This window comes from Pedobacter sp. BMA, assembly GCF_001027745.1.
GTDB lineage: Bacteria > Bacteroidota > Bacteroidia > Sphingobacteriales > Sphingobacteriaceae > Pedobacter.
On the sequence record NZ_LECU01000001.1, the window covers coordinates 414,096 to 437,354 of the forward strand.

15 protein-coding genes are annotated in these 23,259 nt (G+C 45.1%); 7 read left to right on the top strand and 8 right to left on the bottom strand.

Going from position 1 to position 23,259, the window contains the following annotated elements:
- Positions 1-32: 32 nt before the first annotated feature.
- The 6 genes from AB669_RS01610 to AB669_RS01635 form a co-directional block, all read right to left on the bottom strand.
- Positions 33-830 (bottom strand): rhamnogalacturonan acetylesterase, encoded by a 798-nt coding sequence (locus AB669_RS01610; RefSeq protein WP_047797514.1) that lies wholly within the window; start codon positions 828-830, stop codon positions 33-35.
- Between the two features lie 59 nt (positions 831-889).
- Complete coding sequence (locus AB669_RS01615) at positions 890-1,657, bottom strand: rhamnogalacturonan acetylesterase (protein WP_047797714.1); 768 nt, start codon at positions 1,655-1,657, stop codon at positions 890-892.
- 34 nt (positions 1,658-1,691) lie between these two features.
- Entirely contained in the window at positions 1,692-4,037 is a 2,346-nt protein-coding gene (locus AB669_RS01620; protein ID WP_047797515.1) for a glycoside hydrolase family 2 TIM barrel-domain containing protein, read from the bottom strand.
- 5 nt (positions 4,038-4,042) lie between these two features.
- A complete protein-coding gene (locus AB669_RS01625) occupies positions 4,043-5,956 on the bottom strand; it encodes a rhamnogalacturonan lyase (RefSeq protein ID WP_304413468.1) in 1,914 nt (637 codons plus the stop codon).
- Positions 5,898-8,306 (bottom strand): hypothetical protein, encoded by a 2,409-nt coding sequence (locus AB669_RS01630; protein WP_047797516.1) that lies wholly within the window; start codon positions 8,304-8,306, stop codon positions 5,898-5,900. Before AB669_RS01630 ends, AB669_RS01625 begins: the two co-directional genes overlap by 59 nt.
- A 305-nt stretch (positions 8,307-8,611) precedes the next feature.
- Positions 8,612-10,030, bottom strand: coding sequence for a glycoside hydrolase family 28 protein (locus AB669_RS01635; RefSeq protein WP_047797517.1), 1,419 nt, complete (start codon positions 10,028-10,030; stop codon positions 8,612-8,614).
- Between the two features lie 232 nt (positions 10,031-10,262).
- Here AB669_RS01635 and AB669_RS01640 point away from each other — a divergent pair, with 232 nt between their 5' ends.
- From AB669_RS01640 to AB669_RS01655, 4 genes are read left to right on the top strand one after another with little or no spacing between them, the layout of a single operon-like run.
- Entirely contained in the window at positions 10,263-12,263 is a 2,001-nt protein-coding gene (locus tag AB669_RS01640; RefSeq protein ID WP_082120557.1) for an alpha-L-arabinofuranosidase C-terminal domain-containing protein, read from the top strand.
- 27 nt (positions 12,264-12,290) lie between these two features.
- Positions 12,291-13,832, top strand: a complete 1,542-nt coding sequence (locus tag AB669_RS01645) for an alpha-N-arabinofuranosidase (protein ID WP_047797518.1) — start codon at positions 12,291-12,293, stop codon at positions 13,830-13,832.
- A 10-nt stretch (positions 13,833-13,842) separates the two neighbouring features.
- Entirely contained in the window at positions 13,843-14,775 is a 933-nt protein-coding gene (locus AB669_RS01650) for a glycoside hydrolase family 43 protein (RefSeq protein WP_047797519.1), read from the top strand.
- A 1-nt stretch (position 14,776) separates the two neighbouring features.
- Complete coding sequence (locus AB669_RS01655; RefSeq protein WP_047797520.1) at positions 14,777-15,742, top strand: glycoside hydrolase family 43 protein; 966 nt, start codon at positions 14,777-14,779, stop codon at positions 15,740-15,742.
- Positions 15,743-15,781: 39 nt separating this feature from the next.
- Here AB669_RS01655 and AB669_RS01660 read toward each other — a convergent pair whose 3' ends face one another.
- Together AB669_RS01660 and AB669_RS01665 are read right to left on the bottom strand one after the other, a co-directional pair.
- Complete coding sequence (locus tag AB669_RS01660; RefSeq protein ID WP_053058208.1) at positions 15,782-18,139, bottom strand: glycoside hydrolase family 127 protein; 2,358 nt, start codon at positions 18,137-18,139, stop codon at positions 15,782-15,784.
- Positions 18,140-18,328: 189 nt separating this feature from the next.
- A complete protein-coding gene (locus tag AB669_RS01665; protein WP_047797718.1) occupies positions 18,329-19,372 on the bottom strand; it encodes an NAD(P)-dependent alcohol dehydrogenase in 1,044 nt (347 codons plus the stop codon).
- 405 nt (positions 19,373-19,777) lie between these two features.
- Here AB669_RS01665 and eat point away from each other — a divergent pair, with 405 nt between their 5' ends.
- From eat to eutC, 3 genes are read left to right on the top strand one after another with little or no spacing between them, the layout of a single operon-like run.
- Complete coding sequence (eat, locus tag AB669_RS01670; protein WP_047797521.1) at positions 19,778-21,118, top strand: ethanolamine permease; 1,341 nt, start codon at positions 19,778-19,780, stop codon at positions 21,116-21,118.
- Entirely contained in the window at positions 21,108-22,499 is a 1,392-nt protein-coding gene (locus AB669_RS01675) for an ethanolamine ammonia-lyase subunit EutB (RefSeq protein ID WP_047797522.1), read from the top strand. The genes eat and AB669_RS01675 overlap by 11 nt, the downstream gene beginning before the upstream one ends.
- Complete coding sequence (eutC, locus tag AB669_RS01680; protein WP_047797523.1) at positions 22,493-23,257, top strand: ethanolamine ammonia-lyase subunit EutC; 765 nt, start codon at positions 22,493-22,495, stop codon at positions 23,255-23,257. The genes AB669_RS01675 and eutC overlap by 7 nt, the downstream gene beginning before the upstream one ends.
- The last annotated feature ends 2 nt before the right edge of the window (positions 23,258-23,259 follow it).

Genomic DNA, 23,259 nt, shown 5'->3' on the forward strand with positions numbered 1-23,259 from the left:
CAACCTGTAGTGTCCTGTACTACCACATCACATTACTTTTTCAGATAAGTTTTAAGCTTGCTTGATTTCAATGCTTTTAACCCTTCTACAACCGCGGCGGCATTTACCTTTGCGCCAGCTTCATTGGTATGTGTATGGTCTTTCTCCGTAAAATAAGCGTTTACCTCATCCGCAGTTAAGGTGGCATATTTATCCTTGATCAACTGATTGAGCGGAATAAAATCAACTTTTTCGGTCCTGGCCAGTTCCTGAGCCCAGGTTGCGTAACTATCATCAACCAGGGTAATTTTGTTGTTTCTAACCGGGTTACGTGGAACGGGCGAGCAGATGATTGCCGTAGCACCTTTTGCTTTAATGTCGTTTATAAACTTGCGCATGTACCAGCCATAGGTGTATACCACTTCCTGCTTTTTCTTAATCGGGTTGTAGGTTTCCTTACTTTCCATGCCAATTCCTTTAATGGTACCGCGGGCGCGTGCTGTGTCATCCAGTGGACTTCCATCATTATGTCCAAACTGCATCATCACAAAATCTCCTTTTTTTACTTTGGCCAACACCGCATCCCATAAACCATTGGTTTGGAAAGTACGGCTGCTTGTACCACCCAGGGCATCATTTTCCACATTGATTTTCCCGGTATCGAAGAACTCACCGATGAAACTTCCCCAACCCCACAAACTGCCGTCGCCTTTGCCCTTGCCGTTTTTCACAGTCGAATCGCCAATCAAAAATAAAGTGGGTTTATCCTTTTGCTTTAATAGCACGCAGGAGGAAAAAATGATGAATGCGGCACTTAAAATTAGGCCTAAATATGTTTTGTTTGATTTCATGGCTTGAAAATTTTAAATCCCGTAAGATTTAAACACCTGCGGGATTCATTTATAAATAACTAAAGTAAATATTTTTTGAGTTCACAGCCTTTCAGGGCCTTAATTCCTTCTGCTACAGATTCTGCATTTACTTTTGCACCTTCCAGATTGGTATGGGTATGGTCGCCGGGAAAAAATGCTTTCACTTTCTCAGGCCCCATGGCATCATATTTATCGCCGGTAATTTTATTGAGGTCGACAAAAAATGCATTTTCCTGTTGCGCTACTTCAGCGGCCCACTTGCCAAAATCTTTATCTGCACGGAGCACCTTTCCATTCCTGAATTCATTTCTCGGGATCATGGAAACCACTATCGGCGTGGCACCTTTTGCTTTGGCTTCGCGCACAAACTTGCGGACGTACCAGCCGTAGGTATGTACGGTTTCTACTTTTCCATCCGGCCAGGTTAACACCTTTGTTTCTTCACCCGTACCTTTGAGCACACCTCTTCTTCCGGCTTTGGTGGTATCGGGTTCGCTGCCGTCATTATGACCAAACTGCATGGTCACAAAGTCGCCTTTTTTAAGCGTTTCCAATACCTTATCCCAACGCCCTTCAGAAAGATAAGTTCTGGTACTTCTTCCTGCCATCGCATTATTTTCCACGTGAATTCTGGTGGTATCAAAGAGCTCGGCAATGGGTGTTCCCCAGCCCCAGGTTTCTTTATTTGAATTACGTACGGTAGAATCGCCAATGGTATGAAGGGCAGGCTTGCCTGGTTTAATGAATGCAGTAGCGAGTATCGCGATTCCTGCCGCCGCAAGTACTTTAAAAGATATTGATTTCATGATTGTGATGTTGATTGACCTGTTGATCATGGTTTTATTTTGTCTGTGCGTTTTCTGTAGCTGTTAATTTTAAAGATGCCCCTTCCAGTCCTTCAGCACTCACTTTGATTTCGATGTTGCCGGCAGTTCTGGCTTTTATATTTGCCATGGCTACACCATGGTATGCATGTCGTTGCTGCGCTTTATAGGGTTCGTGACTGATGATATTACCATTGTCGACAACATCAATTATCCCTGCATCAGAAACGGTAAATTTAATGAGATTATCGGCATTAGGGCAAATATTTCCCTGCTCATCGTAAATGGTTACTTTAAGAAAGGCTACATCATCCCAGGCAGTTGAGATCTTGTTTTGATCAACCGAAAGGACAAGTTTAGCCGGAGGTCCTGCGGTTTTTAACGTTTCCTCTGAAACCACTTTGCCTTTGTTTTTGCCCACTGCTTTGATCGATCCTTTCTCAAAAGTGACATCCCAGAGTCGTGGCGAATCGTCGGCTGGTTTAGGTTTGCTTCCTAAAGATTTCCCGTTCAGGAACAACTCCACTTCGTCGCAATTGCTGTAAACCGCAACTTTGGCATCATCATAGGTATCGAAATCGGTAGGCGTCCAGTTATTGATCCAGTCGCCCGCCCCTGCATTGTCTTCTTTTCTCACGATATGGACTGTTGGTTTTTCTGACCACCAGCTCTGTCGTTGCAGGCTCTGCTGTTTCCACTCGCCTATCCGGTCGAACAAGCCTTGCCCGTTGGTAATCTGTGGCCAGTCGGATTCGCCGAGGTAATCAAATCCAGTCCATAAAAACTGACCCGCCATAAAGGGGTTATCCCTTAAAGCCAGATACTGCTGGATGACATGGGTATTCTCGGTACCAATAACTTTTAAACTGGGTTTTTGGTTATGCAACGCAACCAGCTCATTTTCCCGGTAGTTTTGTCCTACTACATCCATTGTTTCGGCAAAGCCATTGGTATATACTTTTGAATTGGCAGGACGAAACAAGGCCATGGTAACCGGCCGGCTCGGGTCGAGCTGATGCACCAGGTCCTGCTGATCTTTATATTTTTTAAAGCCTTCCGGACTGTTTAAGTCATCATGAATTTCATTACCCACACTGTAAATCACAATGGATGGGTGGTTGCGGTCCCTCATCACCATATCGCGGGTATCACGTTCCCACCAATCTTTCCAGAAGCGGTTATAGCCTTTCTCCCCGTTGTTTTTTGCCGCTGTCCAGGTATCAAAAGTTTCATCCATCACCAGGAAGCCCATCTGATCGCAAAGGTCCAGAAACTCCGGCGCAACAGGATTGTGCGCCGTACGGATGGCATTCACTCCTGCTTCCTTCAGTTTATTTAAACGGAATGCCCATACACTAAGCGGTACCGCAGCACCTACCGCGCCACCATCGTGGTGCAGGCAGGCTCCTTTAAGTTTGAAGTTTTTTCCGTTCATCCAGAATCCGGTTGCGGCATCAAATTTAAAACTGCGGATACCGAAGCTATTCACCTGATCGTCGACCACCTTTGCACCCAGAATCACTTTAGTAAGCGTTTTGTACAACACAGGCGTTTCGGGATTCCACAACTTCGGATTGGACAAAACGATATCCTGTTCTATTTTAGCCGACTGACTGGCAGCAATATTTTGTTTGCTCTGGATGGTTTTAAGCACTTTGCCTGCTGCATCCAGCACTGTCGTTTCTATGGTCACCTGAGCGGCATTTGCCGATTCATTAGACAAGGATGTTTGAACTTTTACGGTTGCTTTCTGAATAGTGGCCTCAGGGGTGGTGATAAATACGCCCCAATCGTTAATGTGTACCAGATCCGTAGCCACCAGGCGTACATTCCTGTAAATACCGGCTCCGGTATAATACCGGGATGCAGGCTGCACGGTATTATCGGCCTTCACCGCGATGACATTTGTTTTTCCTTTACCGAAATTAAGGTGTTTAGTTAAGTCGTAATTAAAACTGATGTACCCATAAGGGCGTTTGCCTAAATGAAAACCATTGATCCAGACATCACTGTTTGCCATTACGCCATCAAATTCGATCGTGATCTTTTTATTGGCTAAACTTTCGTCCAGACTAAAACTCTTGCGGTACCAGCCCGTTCCTGAAGGCAGGTACCCACCACCCCGGGCAGTAAGATTGGTTTTATCATAAGCACCTTCAATGCTCCAGTCGTGCGGCACATTAAGTTTCCTCCAGGCTTTGTCATCAAAACCGGGCTTTTCTGCACCGCTCACATCCTGTTGTATAAATGCCCAGTCCCGATCAAAATTATTAGTGATTCTTTCCTGTTTAATGGCCTGCGCAGCGGCAAAAAACTGCAGGAACAGCAGGCTAATCAGCAGGTTTATTTTTAGTCTTTTCATCGATTTTATTTCTGAGGTTCAACAAGTTTGATATTTGGTTTCGGTGCTTTCTTCATGCCATGGCCAAAATAAAAGCCCGTATGTGGCGGCTGGTTATAGCCGTCGTTCTGCCAGGCAATGCTCAAGCGATATTGTGGATCGTGCATTAATGTATAATTGCGGTGATCTGTTGGAATGGTGGTGGTGTAAATTCGTAAACTCTGGTTATCGTAAGACCTGAGGATAAGCTCTTCGCGCCAGTCGCCGAAAATATCGGCACTCAGGGCAGGTGTAGATTTTGTCCAGTTGTTGGCGATGGCGCCGTTGGCGGTGAGTAACCTTCCGCCGTTGTATTTATCGATGTGGTTACCATCCAGCAATTCGCGTGATAAATCACCATCCCAGTAAATCAGGAAATTGGTGGAGCGTGGTTGTTCGCCAATTCTGTTTCCTTTGATGTCGAATAGTCCATTTGAGCCCGACCACCACATTTGTGCACCATATCGGGTGTGATCAATATTATCTGCTACACCCCTGCCTACATCTTCATCTTCAGAACCATGCCATAGAATTTCTCCGGTACGGGCATCATAAACTGCGGCACCCGGCCCCTTGGTCCCTTCTTCTATTTCATGAACACCAAAAACTTCGAGACCCGGGCGTTCAGGATCCAGATCCGACACGTGAAGCGCATCACCATGTCTTAAGCCAGTGGTATATAAACCTTTTCCATTATCATCCACACACATTGAACCGTATATGATTTCATCTTTGCCGTCGCCATCTACATCTGCTACGGTAAGGTTATGGTTTCCCTGACCTGAGAACGGATTCTTACCGTCTTTAGAATCAAATACCCAGCGTGAAGTGAGTTTCCCGTTTTGCCAGTCCCAAGCCGCCAGCACTGTACGTCCATAATAACCGCGGCACATCACCACACTGGGGTGTAGGCCATCCAGGTAGGCCACGCAGGCGTTAAAGCGGTCGGCGCGGTTACCGGTATTGTCATTTTTGCCATTCCCTCCTTTTCCACCCCATGCACCCAGATCACCACGTGAAGGGATATAATCTGTCGTCGCCAGGGCTTCACCGGTTCTCCCGCTGAAGATGGTGAAGAATTCGGGGCCGCTCAATATCTTGCCGTTGTTATTCCGGTAATCTTTTGTCGAATCGCCGATCACCTTTCCTTTTCCATCGATGGTACCATCGGCAGTTTTGCAGGCAAATTCAGCAATACCATCCCCGTCGAGGTCGTACACTATAAACTGGGTATAATGTGCCCCTTCCCTGATGTTCTTGCCCAGATTGATTTCCCATAAAAAGGTTCCGTTGATTTTGTAAGCCTGAAATATGGGCGGATCGGTAATGCCATTTGAAGAATTATCCCGGCTTCTTCCCGTTTGGTGGAGAATAATTTCGTATTCACCGTCGCCATCCAGGTCGCCTGCAGACGCATCGTTAGGCGTGTATCCGGCTGGGGTGCGAAGGGGAATGTTCAGGTATTGCTGAACCGCTGTATTGGCTTTAAGCGTAAAGGGTTTGCCGGCTGACTCTTCTTTCCCATTCAGGATGGCTTTTACTTCGTAATGATTGTCATGAACACTTGTTGCAGTAACATCTACAAAGTTTGTCCCTTTCACTAAAGGAATTGTATTTAACTTTTTAACCGGTTCACCAGCTGCTATACGGTAAAGATTAAAAGCAATATCGTCGGGTTCGGTTCCGGATATGCGCCAGCTGAGAAAAACGGAATCTGGTGCATACCGTACCGCTACCAGGCCGCGGTCAAGTTTTTCCATTTGCCGTTGGCCAAAGGCAGCCTGAGTGGCCACAGCGATGTATATTATCAATAAATAGCGGAATCCTTTAGTCATGTTTTCGTTATTGAACGGTATAGGTTGCTTTTGCAGATAAGGCTGTTCCTTTATCGGTGATACCATCTGTTTTAATATTGATTCTGGTCGGGTTATCACCGTTGTAAAAGCTGACCTGTGCCTCCCCTTTTTCGTTAGTTTTGATTAATGGCGACCAGAAAATGGTGGTGCGTAAATCTTTGTTTGGACTGGCAGCTGTGCTGTAGTTAGGAGAATAAAAATCTCTGGCGGTGTAATAGCCGGTTAAGTTTGTATTGATCAGGTTGAGGTTGGCTCCTCCCGCCAGTGCACCGTCTTTAACATTCAGACTAATGACAAAGACATCTTTCGAATACATATCAACCAGGTGCTGTACTTTTACCTGAGTGATCTGATCCATCGTTAAGCTGTAGTAATCCAGACGTTCAGCCACGAGTTCTTCGCGGTTATTCACCTTAATTCTCGGACGGATTTTCTTTCCATTGGAAATAAAAGTAACTCCCTCGTTTCCTATGGAATCGGAATCATCAACAGGTTGCGCCCCGTTCACTTTAGTGAGTAGGAAATGTTCCAGGCTCTGATAGCTGTAGTCTGCCGGTTTGACATCCAATATTTGCTCCGGATAGCCAAAGGTCATCAGTGTCTGGTCGAACATTTGTACATTTCTACTTTTATTGGCTTTAATATCTACATCCTTTAGCGTGATAGAATCCCCAAATTTATATTTACGGTTATAGTCGAATCTTTTGCTCATTTCTGCCTGTATGGCGGGTTGCACCACCTGGTCGCCTTTTAAAAATGCTGATACCGGAGGTTTAGCCACGGTATCGATTTGCAACCATCCCCCCTTTTTACCTTTAGCATCTTTCGAAGACAGTTTGATAGCCTGATTGCCATACCATTTCAGTCCGTCGAGAAAGAATTGCCCATTCTGATCGGTTTTGGTGCTGAATAATTTGTCGCCGCTAAAGTTTGAGCCAAACAAGGTAATATTCATATCAGGAAGCATTTTACTGCCCACCTTTTCTCTTACGGTACCTTTTATTACTAAGCCTGCTTCAGGCAGGTAACTCACATGTACGGTTGAATCTGCTATTCTCCGCCACAAATAATCCCTCCAGCCCTGGGTTAACAATAAAAGATCGAGCTGTTTTAAACGCGAGGGGTTGTTCGGGTCAAAATACTGTGCTGCATTTTTGATGTCCCCTTTCACTTCCGACTGGAGCAACAGATAAGAGATCAGGTTGCCGCCGTCATCCGGCAAAAGGGCATCTGCCGCAGCCAGCGACAATGAGGTTCTGGCCGGCAAACCAATTGCATCTGTAGCTTTGATATTTAAGGTTACTTTTTCCCTCGGTTTATAAGCAGTTTTGTCGGGTTTAATGGAAAGCATGGCTTTATTGTCGCCATTGATAAAAACCAGGCGCTCGCAATTGGGCCTTCCCAGCTGATCAACCAAGGTGATAATGGCAACGCCCTGAGTGAAATCTTTTGTAGGTATCGTAACGGAAACCGTTGGTTTGGTGATATTGAATGCACCGGTATATATATTATCACCCCCATGTTTGATGAGGATGGATACAGATTTCCCAGCTAATTCTTTAAATGATTCCTCGCTGGTACCGATGGAGGCTTTGATGCTGGTGGAGTCGCTTACAACATGCAACACCATACCTTTTTTTAAGATCGCAGGCAATGCTGAGCTGAATTTCTCTGTACCATAATATCCTGATACCTGATAAGTTTCACCTGCTTTTGGTACGAATGCAAATATCCCGAGGCCGGCATCAGTACACTGAAAACTGGTGATGGTATCTCCTTTTAAGGAAATTACACTCCCTTTGGCTTTTATTCCATTACCCGACTGGTCGTTGGTTTTAAACGCAACGATACTGGTAAGCCCTTCTACCAGTGCACCGCCTTCAGGGAAAAAGGCTATTGATTTGCCTGGTTTTTCAGTAGTGGCGGTCTGACCGGCCGTTCGGGTAGTATAGCTGGCGTTTTCAGCCAGGTTGTTGCTGATGTAAATGCGTTTTTGAAAGATAAAGTCATCACCGAAGTTCCTCATCCAGTTGGTATAAGCACGGATGTTATACCATCCTGATGGGATAGAATCCTTTAATTTGAAGTCCCCTTTACCCAGCCCCTTATCGAGCCGGATGATCTTGTTGTCGATCATGCCGGCTTTTGCCGAGATCAGCTCTACGTACAAGTTGTTACTGGTTGAGGTTAAACTGGTACTTTTGGCATTGCTAAGGTAAGCACTAAACCACAGGTCTTCACCCGTGTTGTAATAACTCCGGTCGGTTTGCAGGTAAACCTTCTCAAAAAACAATTTCATGGTTTGTGGTGCAGCAGTTGCCGGTTTAGGGTTCTGTTGTGCAACAGCATAAAGCGCACACTGCATCATCAAAGCAAAAAGACATAGTTTATTCATCTTCATTGCGTTCGGTTTTGGTTTTAAACTGAATTGCTTTTAAAAGTCCAGTTTTTTCAGGCCGGTATATTGCTATATATAAGCTGATCATCAACAAAAATTGATGAATAACAATGGATCTCATAAATTTAATTGGTTAGTTTGATCTTACTTTTGGGAAAAGGATTGATCAATGGCCAATTTAGAGAGTAAATTTTTAACGCGCATCCTGTGGTATCCTGCAATTGGAAGGTTAAGATCATACAGTTCAATTATAACCCGCCTGGTGCATGTACAGTGACCGAACATCTATGTAAAAGTTACCATTAAGGGAGTTTTATGTCCGTTGAATTCGTTACGCTTAATGCTTTACCATCTGCTGCTTTGATGTTAACATCGTAGAATTTCCACCCTGCGCAATAATCAAGTGCTCCGGCGTTTGCGGTTTCTATTGCCAGCTGCGATAAGCTGAAGTTTTTAAGCGTAGATTCAGCTAAGCCAATGGCATTGATGGCCTTCTTTGCACCTGTTGCCTTGATGTTGAACAAATTGATGTTCTGGATTTTAGGAATGCCTTTCTCTTTAGGTTCGACATGGGTAAGCATCTTTTTCCAGTGTAAAGGAACTTCATTGATGTTGTAAGCGGGCGGTAAGGTAGAATAGCTGTAAGCGGGATTCCAGTTTGGGTTGACCTGCAATACATTTCCAACGCCATGCATGGTGATGTTGCGGAAATAAACATCTTCCACGGTGCCGCCCCTGATGGTGGCCGACTTAATATTCAGTGCATTTCCGGTATCATAACCTGTTAAATCTGTTGCCCATACATGGCGGATGCCACCTGAAGTTTCGCTGCCGAGGGTAAGCAATCCGGCGCCTTTTCGGGCAATACTATTTCTGATCACCACATATTCTGTTGGCTTATTCACTCGCAGACCATCCCAGTCGCGGCCCGCTTTTAAGCAGAAATTGTCGTCATTACAATCAATGTCGCAATTCTGAACCAACACCCATGTGGAAGAATCTATGTCAATCCCATCGGTACTTGGTCCGTGCCCGTCTACATTATTTCTGATGGTGACTTTATCGACCGTTACATAAGATGAATACATTACCTGAACCGTCCAGAATCCGGCCTGTTGAATATTTACCTCCTTTAACACGATATCTGAAGATTCTGCAATCAGAATTGTTCTGGGGCGTTTGGCATCGTAGTCCACTATCCAGCGCAGGCCTTTGGGTTCATATTCTTTTCTCAGGTTCCAGTAGTAATCCCAGAAAACTTTTCCCTGTGCATTAATCAGGCCGCTACCTGAAATGGATGCGCTTTGCTGACCGATAATATTAATCAATGCAGCCGGCCACTTCATTTCAATTCCCGCCACCCTGGTATCAATTTCAGGGTAATCTTTAATATCCTGGCTGCCCAGTATTTCCACACCTGTTCCGATATTCAGGTTTACCCCCTTTTTTATAAACAGCGATCCGGTAAGGTATTTGCCAGGTTTAAAAGTTACGATTCCTCCACCTTTGGCGGCACAATCGTCGATCGCCTTTTGTATGGCTAGGGTATTCAGGGTTTTTCCATCACCCAAAGCACCGTACTTGCCGACCTGGAAGGTGGTGCTTTTATACTTTGTATTTCTGTTGCCAACTTTTGCTACCCAATCCGGGGTTTTGGTTTGCGCCATTGCCGCAATATTGTATAACAGTACCAATAGAAAAAAACTAATCTTAACTTTCATGCTCGTGGATAATATCTGGTTACTAACAGGCATAATATTTCTCGTTTAATACCTGCCAGCCTGCTAACTTAGTAAAAAAACAACAATTGGCGTCCTGTGGTATCCTGAAAGAGGAGCTGGCGCAGGATAATATTGTATATAAATTTATTACAAATAAATAATCGTACAGATGACGTTTATTCTCTTAAATATTTTACTTTTACAAATAGTATCGACCAAATATTAAAACTTAATGAAATTAAACCGACCATTCAAAAGTGTGCTGTTTACAGGCCTGGCCTGCAGTTTGAGCGTGCTTCCATTCCCTTCCCTTCTCCAGGCTCAGGAAGCAAAAATCATCAAAATTAAGCTGGATCAGCCAATTGCCAAAGTTCAACCCAACATGTGGGGTGTATTTTTTGAAGACATTAACTTTGGCGCTGACGGCGGGATTTATGCCGAACTGATCAAAAACAGATCCTTTGAATTTGCTAAACCTTTAATGGGCTGGACGGTTTCGAGAAAGAGACCGCAGGAAGGTGAAGTGCTGGTGGTGAACCGTAAGGAAGAAAACACCACCAATCCACGCTATTTACAGGTTAGCAAGCTTACCGACGATTTTGAACTGATTAACGAGGGCTTTAAAGGGATTGGCGTGAAAAAGGGTGTGCGTTACGATTTTTCTGTTATGTACCGTCAGCTGGAGCCTGGAGTAAAGATGGTGCTTTTGCTTAAAGATCCAGACCAGAAAATTATCGGTCAGGGTGCAGTTACCTTTACCGGGCAGGGAAAGGACTGGCAAAAACAAACGGCCAGCTTTGTGGCAACCGAAACCAATCCGAAGGCTAAGTTCTCCATCCTGTTTCAGGGGAAAGGAAAAGTTGATCTGGATATGATTTCTTTATTCCCCGGCGATACCTGGAAAAACCGTCCACAGGGTTTACGGGCAGATATGGTTCAGCTACTTGCCGACATGAAACCTGGATTTATCCGTTTTCCCGGAGGCTGTATTGTAGAGGGAACCGACCTGGCTAACCGCTATCAGTGGAAAAATACCATTGGCCCTATTGAAGACCGAAAACTAATGATCAACAGGTGGAATACAGAATTCTCTTACCGTTCGGCACCCGATTATTACCAGACATTCGGGCTTGGATTTTTTGAATATTTTCAGCTCTCCGAAGATATTGGTGCCGATGCCTTACCCATTTTAAATTGTGGAATGGCCTGCCAGTTTAACACGGCCGAAGTAGTTGCACTCGATGAGCTTGGTCCTTATGTGCAGGATGCGCTCGACCTCATTGAGTTTGCGAACGGCGATGTGAATACCACCTGGGGTAAAAAGCGTGCTGAGCTTGGGCACCCAAAACCCTTCAACCTGAAAATGATGGGTGTTGGAAACGAAAACTGGGGAGTGCAATACCTGGAGCGTCTGGCTATTTTCACCAAAGCCATCAAAGCAAAATATCCTGATTTTAAAATTATCAATAGCTCCGGCACCGATCCTGAAGGCGATCGGTTCAACTTGCTGAACACCTCACTAAGAGCAAACAAGGCTGATTTTATCGATGAACATTACTATCGTCCGGCCGACTGGTTTTTGAAAAATGCAGGCCGTTATGATAACTATCCAAGAAATGAATCGAAAGTATTTGTAGGCGAATATGCTGTACACGCAGATAAAAACCATGTGGGTAGCAACCGCAACAACTGGGAAAGTGCGCTGGCGGCAGCTTCATTAATGACGGGCTTAGAGCGCAATGCCGATGTGGTTCAAATGGCATCCTATGCCCCTTTGTTTGCCCATATTGATGGCTGGCAATGGGCTCCGGATATGATCTGGGTAGATAACCTAAATGTGTACGGTACACCCGATTACTATGTTCAGAAGCTATTCTCCACCAACCGGGGAACGGATGTGGTTTCCATTACGCTGGATGACAAAAACATTACCGGACAAGACGGCTTGTATGCCTCCTCTGTACTGGATAAAAACAAGAAGGAGCTGATCATTAAAATCGCGAATAATTCAAATCAGCATAAAGCGGTTGATTTTGCACTTGATGGCCAAACCAGACTGAAAAGCAAAGGTACACTGGAAGAACTGGCCAGTTCCAATCTTGATCAGCTTAACTCATTCGATCAGCCCAAGGCGGTGAGCCCGAAATTATCAGCAGTGGCTTTAAAAGGGAAAAAACTGAATATGGACCTGAAGCCTTATTCATTTAATGTGATCAGAATACCGTTGAATTAAAAAACGAACCACACACCAATAAACCATATGATAAAAAAATTAGTCCTCTCCCTTTCGCTGCTTTGCAGTGGATTGCTGGCGGATGCGCAGACTACTGTGCTGAACATTAAACCTGCCGGAGAACAAACAGTAAGCAAGCACATTTACGGGCATTTTTCCGAACACCTTGGTCGTTGCATTTACGATGGATTCTGGGTGGATGAGAATTCGGCTATCCCTAATAAAGGCAGGATCAGACTGGATGTAGTAGAGGCCTTGAAAAAAATAAAGGTTCCCAACCTGCGCTGGCCGGGTGGTTGCTTTGCCGATGAATACCACTGGAGGGATGGAATCGGGCCAAGAAATCAACGCCCGAAGATGATCAATACCAACTGGGGAGGCGTAACTGAAGACAATAGCTTTGGTACTCATGAGTTCCTGGAACTGTGCCAAATGTTAAACTGCGAACCTTATATCGCCGGAAACGTAGGGAGCGGAACGGTAGAAGAAATGGCGAAGTGGGTAGAATACCTGAATTTCGACGGTACCAGTCCGATGACCGCCATCAGGAAACAAAACGGGATGGAAAAGCCCTGGAAAGTTTCCTTCTGGGGAGTAGGAAACGAAAGCTGGGGATGTGGAGGAAACATGACACCCGAATATTACAGCGATCTATACCGAAGGTATGCCACTTATGCCCGCGACTATGCCGGGGCGCCTTTAAAAAGAATTGCGAGTGGCGCGAATGCTGATGATTATCGCTGGACAGAAACCTGCATGAAAAACATCGGTGCCGGCCGCATGTGGGGCTTAACGCTTCACTACTACACACTTCCTACAGGAAACTGGAAAAGCAAAGGTTCTGCCACCCAGTTTGATGAAGAGCAGTATTTCAACACCATGAAAAACTGTTTGCGCATGGAAGAAATCGTAACTAAACATTCGGCCATTATGGATAAATATGATCCAAAAAAGAAAGTGGCTTTGATTGTGGATGAATGGGGCATCTGGACTGATGTAGAACCCGGCACCAATCCGGGATTTCTGTATCAGCAGAACAGTTTACGCGATGCCTTGATTGCAGGCACTACCCTGAACATTTTCAATAACCACTCCGACCGGGTTCGGATGGCTAACCTGGCCCAAACCGTAAATGTTTTGCAGGCTGTTATTCTAACTGAAAAAGATAAGATGGTGCTTACCCCTACTTACCACGTTTTCGATTTGTACAAAGTACATATGGATGCCAAATACCTGCCGATTAGTTTCAGCAGTCCGGATTATACTTTGGGAGATAAAAAAATTCCTTCCCTTAATGTTTCAGCTTCCCAGGATTCGACTGGTGCCGTTCACATTTCGCTGGTTAACCTCGATCCTAAGCACAAAATTTCCCTGGATACCGAATTAGGCGAACTGAAATGGAAAACCGTAAGCGGACAAATACTGACTTCAGCAAAGCTGACTGATGTCAATTCCTTTACCGAGGCCAATAAAGTGCACATCACGAAATTCAGCGGCGCGAAAAAATCAGGAAACAACCTGAAAGTAGAGCTCCCGGCGCAATCTGTTGTTGTATTGGAACTCAAATAATGCATTATTGATGAAAAAGCTAATCTGCATATTCCTACTGCTATCTGGCTTTTGCCTGACCGCTATAGCACAAAAAAACAGCGTTTACCTGTTTGCCTACTTTAAAAACAACGGACAGGATGGGCTGCATCTGGCCTACAGTACCAATGCCTATGAATGGAAAGCACTCAAAAACGATTCATCCTTTTTGAAACCCACCGTAAGCAAGGATAAGCTGATGCGAGACCCCTGCATCATTCGCGGCGCCGACGGATTATTTCACATGGTGTGGACCGTGAGCTGGAAAGATAAAGGAATTGGCTATGCCAGTTCCAAAGACCTGATCAACTGGAGCGAACAACAGTTTTTACCGGTAATGGCAAAAGAGGATGGCGCGCGGAATACCTGGGCACCTGAAATTACTTACGACGCCAAAACCAAAACGTATATGATTTACTGGGCCAGTACCATTACCGGCAAATTTGCCGAAACGGCCTCAGCGCTGGAAGATGGCTATAACCACCGGATGTACTATGTAACGACCAAAGACTTTAAAACCTTTTCTGACACTAAATTACTTTACGATCCCGGTTTCAACGTGATTGATGCCACTATTGTACAGAACGGCAAACAGTTCGTGATGTTCCTGAAAGATGAAACCCGCGAACCTGCACAAAAGAATTTGAAAATTGCCTGGTCGGATGAGTTGACAGGTCCCTATACCAAAGCCAGCGAACCCATTACGGGGCAATACTGGGCTGAAGGACCCACAACACTCCGGATAGGTAAAGACTGGATGGTTTATTTCGACAAATACCGGGATCACCGGTATGGGGCGATCATCTCATCCGATTTAAAAGACTGGAAAGATGTATCGGATCAGATTTCCTTGCCGAAAGGACTAAGACACGGCACTATCCTGACCATTACTAAAAAAGAGCTGGCCAAATTACAAACACAATAATATGAAGAAACTGATCTTATCGATTTTAGGCATTTCAGGCTGCGTCTTTTCTTTGCAGGCCCAGCAGAAAATCATTACCGCAAAAGGCAACCCCATCATCACGGATAAATACACTGCCGATCCGGCTGCATTTGTATATGGTGATTCGGTTTATTTATACACGGGCCACGATGTTCCACCGAAAGGCAAAGAACGCTATGAAATGCATGAATGGTTATGCTATTCCTCTGCAGACATGGTGAACTGGAAAGAACATCCATCGCCTTTAAATGCAAAAAGCTTTGCATGGGCAAGCGACGATGCCTGGGCATCGCAGGTGATTGAACGCGATGGTAAATTTTACTGGTATGTGGCCATTTCGCATGGGTCTATCCATGGTAAGTCGATTGGTGTGGCGGTTGCAGATAACCCACGCGGTCCTTTTAAAGATGCCCTTGGAAAAGCACTGATTACAAACGATATGACCACAGCCGTAAAAATCAGCTGGGATGACATCGATCCTACTGTCATCATTGATGATGATGGTCAGGCCTATTTATTCTGGGGCAACCAGCGCTGTTATTATGCCAAACTGAAAAAGAACATGATCGAACTTGATGGCCCGATTCAGGTGGTGGATGTTCCTGAGTTTACGGAGGCCCCATGGATACACAAACGCAAAGGCTGGTATTACCTTTCTTACGCTTCCGGATTTCCGGAGAAGATTGTATATGCAATGAGCAAAAATGTAAACGGCCCATGGACTTATAAGGGCATTTTAAATGAAGTTGCCGGAAACTCCAATACCAACCATCAGGCCATTATTGATTTTAAAGGCAAATCCTATTTCATTTACCATAACGGATCGATCAATACGGATGGCGGAAGCTACCGCCGATCGGTTTGTATTGATGATTTGTGCTATAACAAGGATGGCAGTATCAAACGCATTATAATGACAAGTGAAGGAGTTAAAGCGGTTAAATAATTTTTTGTCCCTCAGCGCTGATTTGGCTGAGGGACAATTTTACTTCACTAACCGTACTTCATAAATTCCCGGAATGGCTGAGCCTTCATCTGCCTGAAATTTCAATTCCAGATTACTGGTTAAACTAGCTGAAGGGATTTCAAAATCCTGCGTGTAGAACACATTTCCCCTGCTCCCATCGAGCTTAATCCGCTGAATCACCGTACCATTCACGAGTAAAGAAAAGCTTCGGTTCTTTTCCTTTCCATAAAGCGTAAGCCTGATCTTTTTGCCTTTTAGGTCTTTATTCTTCAGTGTATAAGCAAACCATCCGGTTCCGTTTCTATAATGGCGGTCCTGAAAAGTACCCGTTTCTGTTTTCTCGCCTTTGAAACCATGGTCAGACTCCGGTTGCTGCTCTCCGGTATTGATTACATCGATCGTTTCATTTTCCAGTTTCATTTTTTCCGTTTCTGCCAGCTGAATCGCTTTGGCTCTTTCGGGTAAGTTCGCTGTTGAAGCGTAGGGAAAGTACACGACGTAACGTTTTTCAGCCAGACTGGAAAAAGGCACCAGTTTTAAATTTTTATATTTCTGCTGATAAATGGCATTTTCGGCGGTAAAGGTAAGGGGCTCCTTCCCACTGGTTTTAAGGCTGGCAGCCAGATCGGCTTTGTTGCCCGAAACAAGTGGTGCTTCGCTAAGCGGAAATAGCGGTCCTGAAGCAATATGCCCCATTCTACTGTCGTCGCCGGTCAGGTTTGGTTGTCCCAAACTATCCAATTCAGCCGCCAGAACAATGGGACCATGTACAAAAGCCACCCAATCTGATCCGTCGGGCATGAACTCCGTGCGGGTCTGCATCGGCAGGTTTACCTTTATCGCATCACCGCCCGACCAAAGCCTGTCGATGCTGACATAACCATTTCCAAGATCTTTCGCCGTCTGCGGCTTTCCGTTTACGGTAATCTGCATTTTCCCATTCTCCAGCCATGACGGATGGCGTAAACGGATGGCAAACTTTTTTCTGCCTGTAAAGGCAAGTTTCAAGGTGGTGAATTCCGTATTCGGAAAGCTGGTTTCCTGTACCAACGTAATGCCTTTCTCTTTCCAGTTTAATTTTGAAGGAATAAATAAGTTGACATATAAATTCTGGTCGTCGTGGGCATAGATCAGTTCCCCATACTTCCCATGGTTTTCCAGGCCTGAGCCTACACAACACCAAAAGCTTTGTTGCGGGGCAGAATAGGTACGGTAATGCCCGGGACGCATGGGCGTAAAGTAAACAAAACCTCCTTTTTCCCGCTGTGAAGAAAGGATGTGGTTATAAAGAGTCCGCTCGTAATAATCGAGGTATTGAGTCGAGGGTGCTGACAAAAACAATTGCTTGGTCAGCTTCAGCATATTATAAGAGTTGCAGGTTTCAGGGCCTTCGCGAGATTCGAGCATGGAAGAAAAGTCGTTTGCCGGATGGAAATGTTCCCTTACGCTGTTACCACCAATGGCAACCGTGCGATGTTGTACCACCGTTTTCCAGAAGAAATCTGCCGCATTGGCCCAGGCGGTATCGTGATCGGCCAGGGCAACCTGTTCAAAACCGATTACCTTCGGGATCTGGGTGTTGGCATGAAGCCCATTCAATGCATCTTTACCATTTAACAAAGGTTTCAGGATCGACTGATCTGAAAACTGTCTGGCCAGCTTTAAATACTTTTTATCGGCGGTGAATATATATACATCGGCAAATATTTCATTTAATCCCCCGTGCTCACTTTTCAAAAGTTCCTGAATCTGCTGGTCCGAAAGATTGGAAACCAGGTCCACGCACCAGTCGGTTAGTTTAACCAGCATTTGCTTGGCCTGCTGATTACCTGCAACGGCATAAGCATCGTAGAGGCCTGCATAAATCTTATGAATGTTGTAAAGTGGCACCCATTTGTCGTTGAGTGAAAAACTAGAAGACTTGATCTGACCAACTTTGATCTGTTTCCAGATCTCCTTTCCTCCAGGTACACCTGATAAGTATCCATTTCCATTTTTGTCCTGGCACTTTCTCAGTTCATCAATCATATAATCCAGCCGCTCTTTCACTTTTGCATCACCTGTAGCGGCATACATTAAAGCCAGTGCCGAAACGTTATGCCCACCAATATGGCCATCCAGACCGGTATTTTCCCAATTGCCATAGGAAGTGGCTTTGGGCGTCAATCCGGATTCTTTCAGATAAGGCGCCAGTAACCGGTCGGGATTGAGGGAAAGCATATAGGCTTTATCAGTCAGTTCGGCTTTAAGAAAAGGACTCTCCATTAGCCTGACATCTGTAAGCTTAAATGCCCTGATACTTTTCTGGGCCGCAGCGTTCAGGCTAAGCGAAGCCGTGAAAAGAAACAGGATGCCTGTTTTTATGGTGTTATTCATGGCACATCAGTATATTGATTATTCGTTATCGAAGATAAGTGTAATGATCTGGTTAGTTTAAACGTCATCATGACGATTAACGAAGGTAGCAAAAGATTTTTATTCACGAGTGCTTTCCGTCTTCAAAAAGGCAATAAAAAAAGGGCTCCATTTTTACAACGAAGCCCTTTTCTATAAATGTAATAACGTTTATAACGTAGCCATGTCAATTACAAATCTGTAACGCACATCACCTTTTTCCATACGTTTGTAGGCAGTATGAATGTCTTTCATGTCAATCATTTCGATATCCGATACGATATTGTTTTCCGCACAGAAATCTAACATTTCCTGTGTTTCCTTGATGCCGCCGATTCCCGAACCTGCAAGGCTCTTTCTTCCACCCAGTAAACTGAATGCAGCGATCTCTGCCGGCTTAGGTGGTACGCCTACGCAAATGTGCGTTCCGTTGGTTCTCAACAGTGAAAGGTACATGTTAAAATCGTGCTCCGCAGAAACCGTATCCAGGATAAAATCGAAAGTGCCTTTGGCAGCTTCTACCTGAGCCGGATCGGTGGTCACCACAAAATGATGGGCACCCAGTTTCTTAGCATCTTCTTCTTTTTTAGGAGAGGTGCTCAATACGGTTACTTCCGCACCGAAGGCCACACCAAATTTAACAGCCATGTGCCCTAAGCCACCTAAACCTAATACGGCAAGTTTATGGCCTTTGCCAACTTTCCAGTGGCGTAGTGGAGAATAAGTGGTGATTCCGGCACACAATAATGGTGCAACCGCAGCTAAATCTACCCCTTCTTTAATTTTCAATACAAATTCTTCCCTTACTACGATGCTATCCGAATAACCACCATAAGTTGGTGTTTTTCCGTCTCTTTCCAGTCCGTTGTACGTTTGGGTATTCCCTTCCAGGCAGTATTGCTCCAGATCCTGTTTACAGTTTTCGCAAACCTGGCAGGAATCTACCATACAACCTGTACCAGCCAGGTCGCCCACTTTAAAGTTTTTGACGTGATCGCCTACCTTTACTACGCGGCCAACAATTTCATGGCCGGGCACCATCGGGAAGATCCCAGGGAACCAGTCATTTTTAATCTGGTGAAGGTCGGAGTGGCAAACGCCACAAAACAGAATTTCAAACTGTACATCATGAGGGCCTACTTCTCTTCTCTCAAAATTCCAGGGCGCCAGATCGGTCTCCGGACTTTGAGCTGCATATCCTTTTGTTGTTGTCATATTTTTGATTGTTGTAATTACCTTAACAAAGGTAAAGGGCAATTGTTAGGAAAACATTACGGATTTCAAAGAATTCATTACAAATTTCAAACAATGAGGAAGCAGGGAAATAATCTTGCAGGTGAATTAGATGGTACGACAGTCAGTTCAGAAATGGAGGTGATAAAGACTGGAAATTCTAAGCCGTATTGACGGCAATTCAGTTTGCACTTAAAAAAGCTAACAAATATCCTCCAGAACAAGTATTCCTCCTGAAAACAACTCAATTTTCACCCAAAATAGAGAGAATTACCACCCCTTATTAATGAAATTAGCAAATATTTTAGCGAACTATTTATTTTAAAAGCCTTAACTTAAAGGCGAGACAACAAATACCAAAAACCAATATCAAAAAACCAAACATTTGTGAAAGATTCTCAAACATTAAAAAAGACACTTAGTGCTACACACCTCTGGGCCATTGGCGTTGGACTGGTCATTTCAGGAGACTATTTTGGCTGGAATTATGGCTGGGGCGTGGCCGGCACGGTAGGTTTACTTTTAGCTACCGTGATTATCAGTATCCTCTACATCACTTTTATTTTCAGTTTTACCGAACTGTCGACAGCTATTCCTTCTGCCGGCGGACCGTTTTCTTATTCTTTGAGGGCTTTTGGCGTTAAAGGCGGATTAATTGCCGGTTATGCTACCCTGGTGGAGTTTCTGTTCGCCGCCCCTGCTATATCCATGGCTTTAGGCAGTTACATTCATTTCCTATATCCGTCATGTCCTGCAATGGCCATATCCATTGCTTCATTTTTGGTATTTACCGGCATCAACTTGTTGGGTTTAAAAGAAGCAGCCTGGTTTTCTTTAGTAATGACGGTACTTGCCATTGTAGAGTTGCTGATTTTCATTGTGATTGCCGCACCGCATTTTAAAATGCAGACCTTCTTACAAAACCCTCTGCCATTCGGTCTCGGGGGCGTGTTCAGTGCACTTCCCTTCGCCATCTGGCTATTCGTTTGCCTGGAAGGCATTGCCATGGTTGCAGAAGAAGTTAAAGATGGGAACAAAGCCATCGCACGCGGATACATTTCCGCTTTGATCACCTTAATTATCCTGGCTTTTGCAGTGATGATTTGTGTGGGCGGAATTGCGCCATGGCAGGAGCTCGACAACCTCGATTATCCTTTACCCGAATCTTTGGGCATTATACTGGGCAGGGACAGCAAAATTACGCGTCTTTTTGCCGGGGTGGGACTGTTCGGACTAATTGCATCTTTCCATGGCATTATCATCAGCTATTCGCGACAAATTTTCGCCCTCTCCCGGTCTGGCTATCTTCCCAAGGCCCTGAGCTGGGTAAGCAGGAAACGCAAAACTCCATATGTGGCGCTGTTTCTAGGTACTGCACTGGGTATTTCTGCCCTTATGTTTTTCGATACCGGAAAATTGGTGATTCTTTCCACTATTGGAGCGGTTGTGGTGTACATCATCAGTATGCTAAGTTTATTTAAGCTGCGGAAAAGCGAGCCGGATATGAACCGCCCTTTCCGGGCGCCATTCTACCCTTATTTCCCGGCTATAGCGCTTACCCTTGCCGCCATAACACTGGTATCGATGGTTTATGGTTATCCGGAACTTTCGGGTATATTCCTGATCGGGCTGGTAATTTGTTTTGCTGTATTATTGATCTCAAAGAAAATGGGCAACAACTCCATAGGCATAGAAGAAGCAGAAAATCATCATCAACATGAGTTATAAGTTTACCATCGGTCATTATGTATATGAGTTTGAAAATCTCAGGGTATTGCTGGCCAAGGCGAGCCCGCTACGATCGGGTGATGTATTAGCCGGGCTTGCTGCTGCAAGTGCCGAAGAGCGTATTGCGGCACAGATTGCACTGGCAGATGTGCCACTTGTCAACTTTCTGAACGAAGATTTTGTGCCCTATGAAAGCGACGAAATCACGCGGTTGATTATCGACGGGCAAGATCAGCAATCTTTCGCTGCTATTAAACACTTTACCGTGGGCGCACTGCGCGACTGGTTACTGAGTGACGAGGCGAGTGCAGCTGCCATAGAATCGATATCAAAAGGACTTACGGCAGAAATGGTTTCAGCAGTTTCCAAACTGATGCGAAACCAGGACCTGATATTGGCAGCGAAGAAACTGGAAGTGGTTACCCGATTTCGAAATACTATCGGTTTGAAAGGACACCTATCCGTTCGACTACAGCCAAACCACCCTCTGGATGATTTAAGGGGCATTGCAGCCGGGGTTATTGATGGTTTAATGTATGGTGCCGGAGATGCGGTGATTGGCATCAATCCGGCAACCGACAACCCGCATAAAATTGCAGAAATCATTCACATGCTCGACCGTCTTAGACTACAGTTTGATATGCCGGTGCAAAGTTGTGTGCTTACGCACGTTACCACCAGCATTCAACTAATTGAACAGGGTGTTCCTGTTGATCTGGTATTTCAGTCCATTGCCGGCACGGAGAAAGCCAATTCGAGTTTCGGCATTAACCTGTCGATACTGGAAGAGGCACATGAGGCGGCACTTTCATTAAACCGCGGTACCGTTGGCAAGCAGGTAATGTATTTTGAATCGGGCCAGGGCAGCGCGCTTTCGGCCAATTCACATTTTGGCGTAGATCAGCAAACCTGCGAAGTGCGGTCGTATGCCGTTGCACGCCGCTTTGATCCGCTTCTGATCAATTCAGTAGTCGGTTTTATCGGACCTGAATACCTTTTTGACGGAAAGCAGATTACAAGAGCAGCCCTGGAAGACCACTTTTGCGGAAAGCTGATGGGCCTGCCGATGGGCATGGATATTTGCTATACCAATCATGCGGCAGCAGACCAGGATGATATGGATAACCTGCTGACCTTACTTGGTGTTGCGGGAATCAATTTCATTATCGGTGTTCCGGGTGCGGATGATATCATGCTGAATTATCAATCGACTTCATTTCATGATGCCATGTACATCCGTAAAATCCTGAATAAACGTCCCGCTCCTGAATTCGATCGTTGGCTGCAACATCAGGGACTTTTTGATGCAAACGGTCCGAAGCCCCACACTTCAGCCAGGCAACTCCAGGAATTAACCTCAACCATACTGGGTTTATGCTAGAAAAAACAAACGAAATTGCCATAAAAGATCTCTGGGAAGAGTTGCGGCTTTTCACGGCAGCCCGCATTGCGCTGGGGAGAACCGGTGTGTCGTTACCGTTAAGCGAATCGCTGAAATTCAAACTTGCCCATGCGCATGCACAGGATGCGGTGTATTCCGATATGGACGTCAATGCTATCGAAACCGCGCTTGATGGTTTGGGCATCACACATGTAATGGTGGAAAGCGGCGCAACCGACCGGACGACCTACCTGCAACGCCCGGATTTCGGCCGTAAACTCAGTGCCAACTCCACTGCATTACTTCAAAATAAAAGAAGTATTCAGAAAGATATCTGTATCGTGATTGCCGACGGACTTTCGGCCTTCGCTGTAAATGAAAATGCCGTAAAAGTAACTTCATTGTTCATGGAGTCGCTCAGTAGCAAGGGTTTTACCTTTACCCCTGTTGTACTGGCCAAACAAGCCAGGGTGGCCATTGCGGATGAAATTGCCCACCACCTCAATGCCCGTTTATCGGTGATTCTGATTGGGGAAAGGCCGGGACTAAGTGCTTACGACAGCCTGGGCGCATACATGACCTATATGCCGCAACCCGGTTATACTGATGAAAAAAGAAACTGCATTTCCAATATCCGCGACCTTGGTCTCCCTCCTGATGTGGCGGCAGAAAAACTGAGAGATCTGGTTGTACGCTCGTTGCAGCTTAAACTGAGCGGCGTAAACCTTAAAGATGATGATCGACCACTTTTATTATAAAA

Bases quoted from the DNA above. Each gene is read 5' to 3' on its own strand.
- AB669_RS01625 (WP_304413468.1), bottom strand. From the start codon at position 5,956: ATGGTATCACCGATAAAGGAACAGCCTTATCTGCAAAAGCAACCTATA.
- AB669_RS01610 (WP_047797514.1), bottom strand. From the start codon at position 830: ATGAAATCAAACAAAACATATTTAGGCCTAATTTTAAGTGCCGCATTC.
- AB669_RS01630 (WP_047797516.1), bottom strand. From the start codon at position 8,306: ATGAATAAACTATGTCTTTTTGCTTTGATGATGCAGTGTGCGCTTTAT.
- AB669_RS01640 (WP_082120557.1), top strand. From the start codon at position 10,263: ATGAAATTAAACCGACCATTCAAAAGTGTGCTGTTTACAGGCCTGGCC.
- eutC (WP_047797523.1), top strand. From the start codon at position 22,493: ATGCTAGAAAAAACAAACGAAATTGCCATAAAAGATCTCTGGGAAGAG.
- AB669_RS01650 (WP_047797519.1), top strand. From the start codon at position 13,843: ATGAAAAAGCTAATCTGCATATTCCTACTGCTATCTGGCTTTTGCCTG.
- AB669_RS01635 (WP_047797517.1), bottom strand. From the start codon at position 10,030: ATGAAAGTTAAGATTAGTTTTTTTCTATTGGTACTGTTATACAATATT.
- AB669_RS01615 (WP_047797714.1), bottom strand. From the start codon at position 1,657: ATGAAATCAATATCTTTTAAAGTACTTGCGGCGGCAGGAATCGCGATA.
- AB669_RS01660 (WP_053058208.1), bottom strand. From the start codon at position 18,139: ATGAATAACACCATAAAAACAGGCATCCTGTTTCTTTTCACGGCTTCG.
- AB669_RS01665 (WP_047797718.1), bottom strand. From the start codon at position 19,372: ATGACAACAACAAAAGGATATGCAGCTCAAAGTCCGGAGACCGATCTG.
- AB669_RS01620 (WP_047797515.1), bottom strand. From the start codon at position 4,037: ATGAAAAGACTAAAAATAAACCTGCTGATTAGCCTGCTGTTCCTGCAG.
- AB669_RS01655 (WP_047797520.1), top strand. From the start codon at position 14,777: ATGAAGAAACTGATCTTATCGATTTTAGGCATTTCAGGCTGCGTCTTT.
- AB669_RS01645 (WP_047797518.1), top strand. From the start codon at position 12,291: ATGATAAAAAAATTAGTCCTCTCCCTTTCGCTGCTTTGCAGTGGATTG.
- AB669_RS01675 (WP_047797522.1), top strand. From the start codon at position 21,108: ATGAGTTATAAGTTTACCATCGGTCATTATGTATATGAGTTTGAAAAT.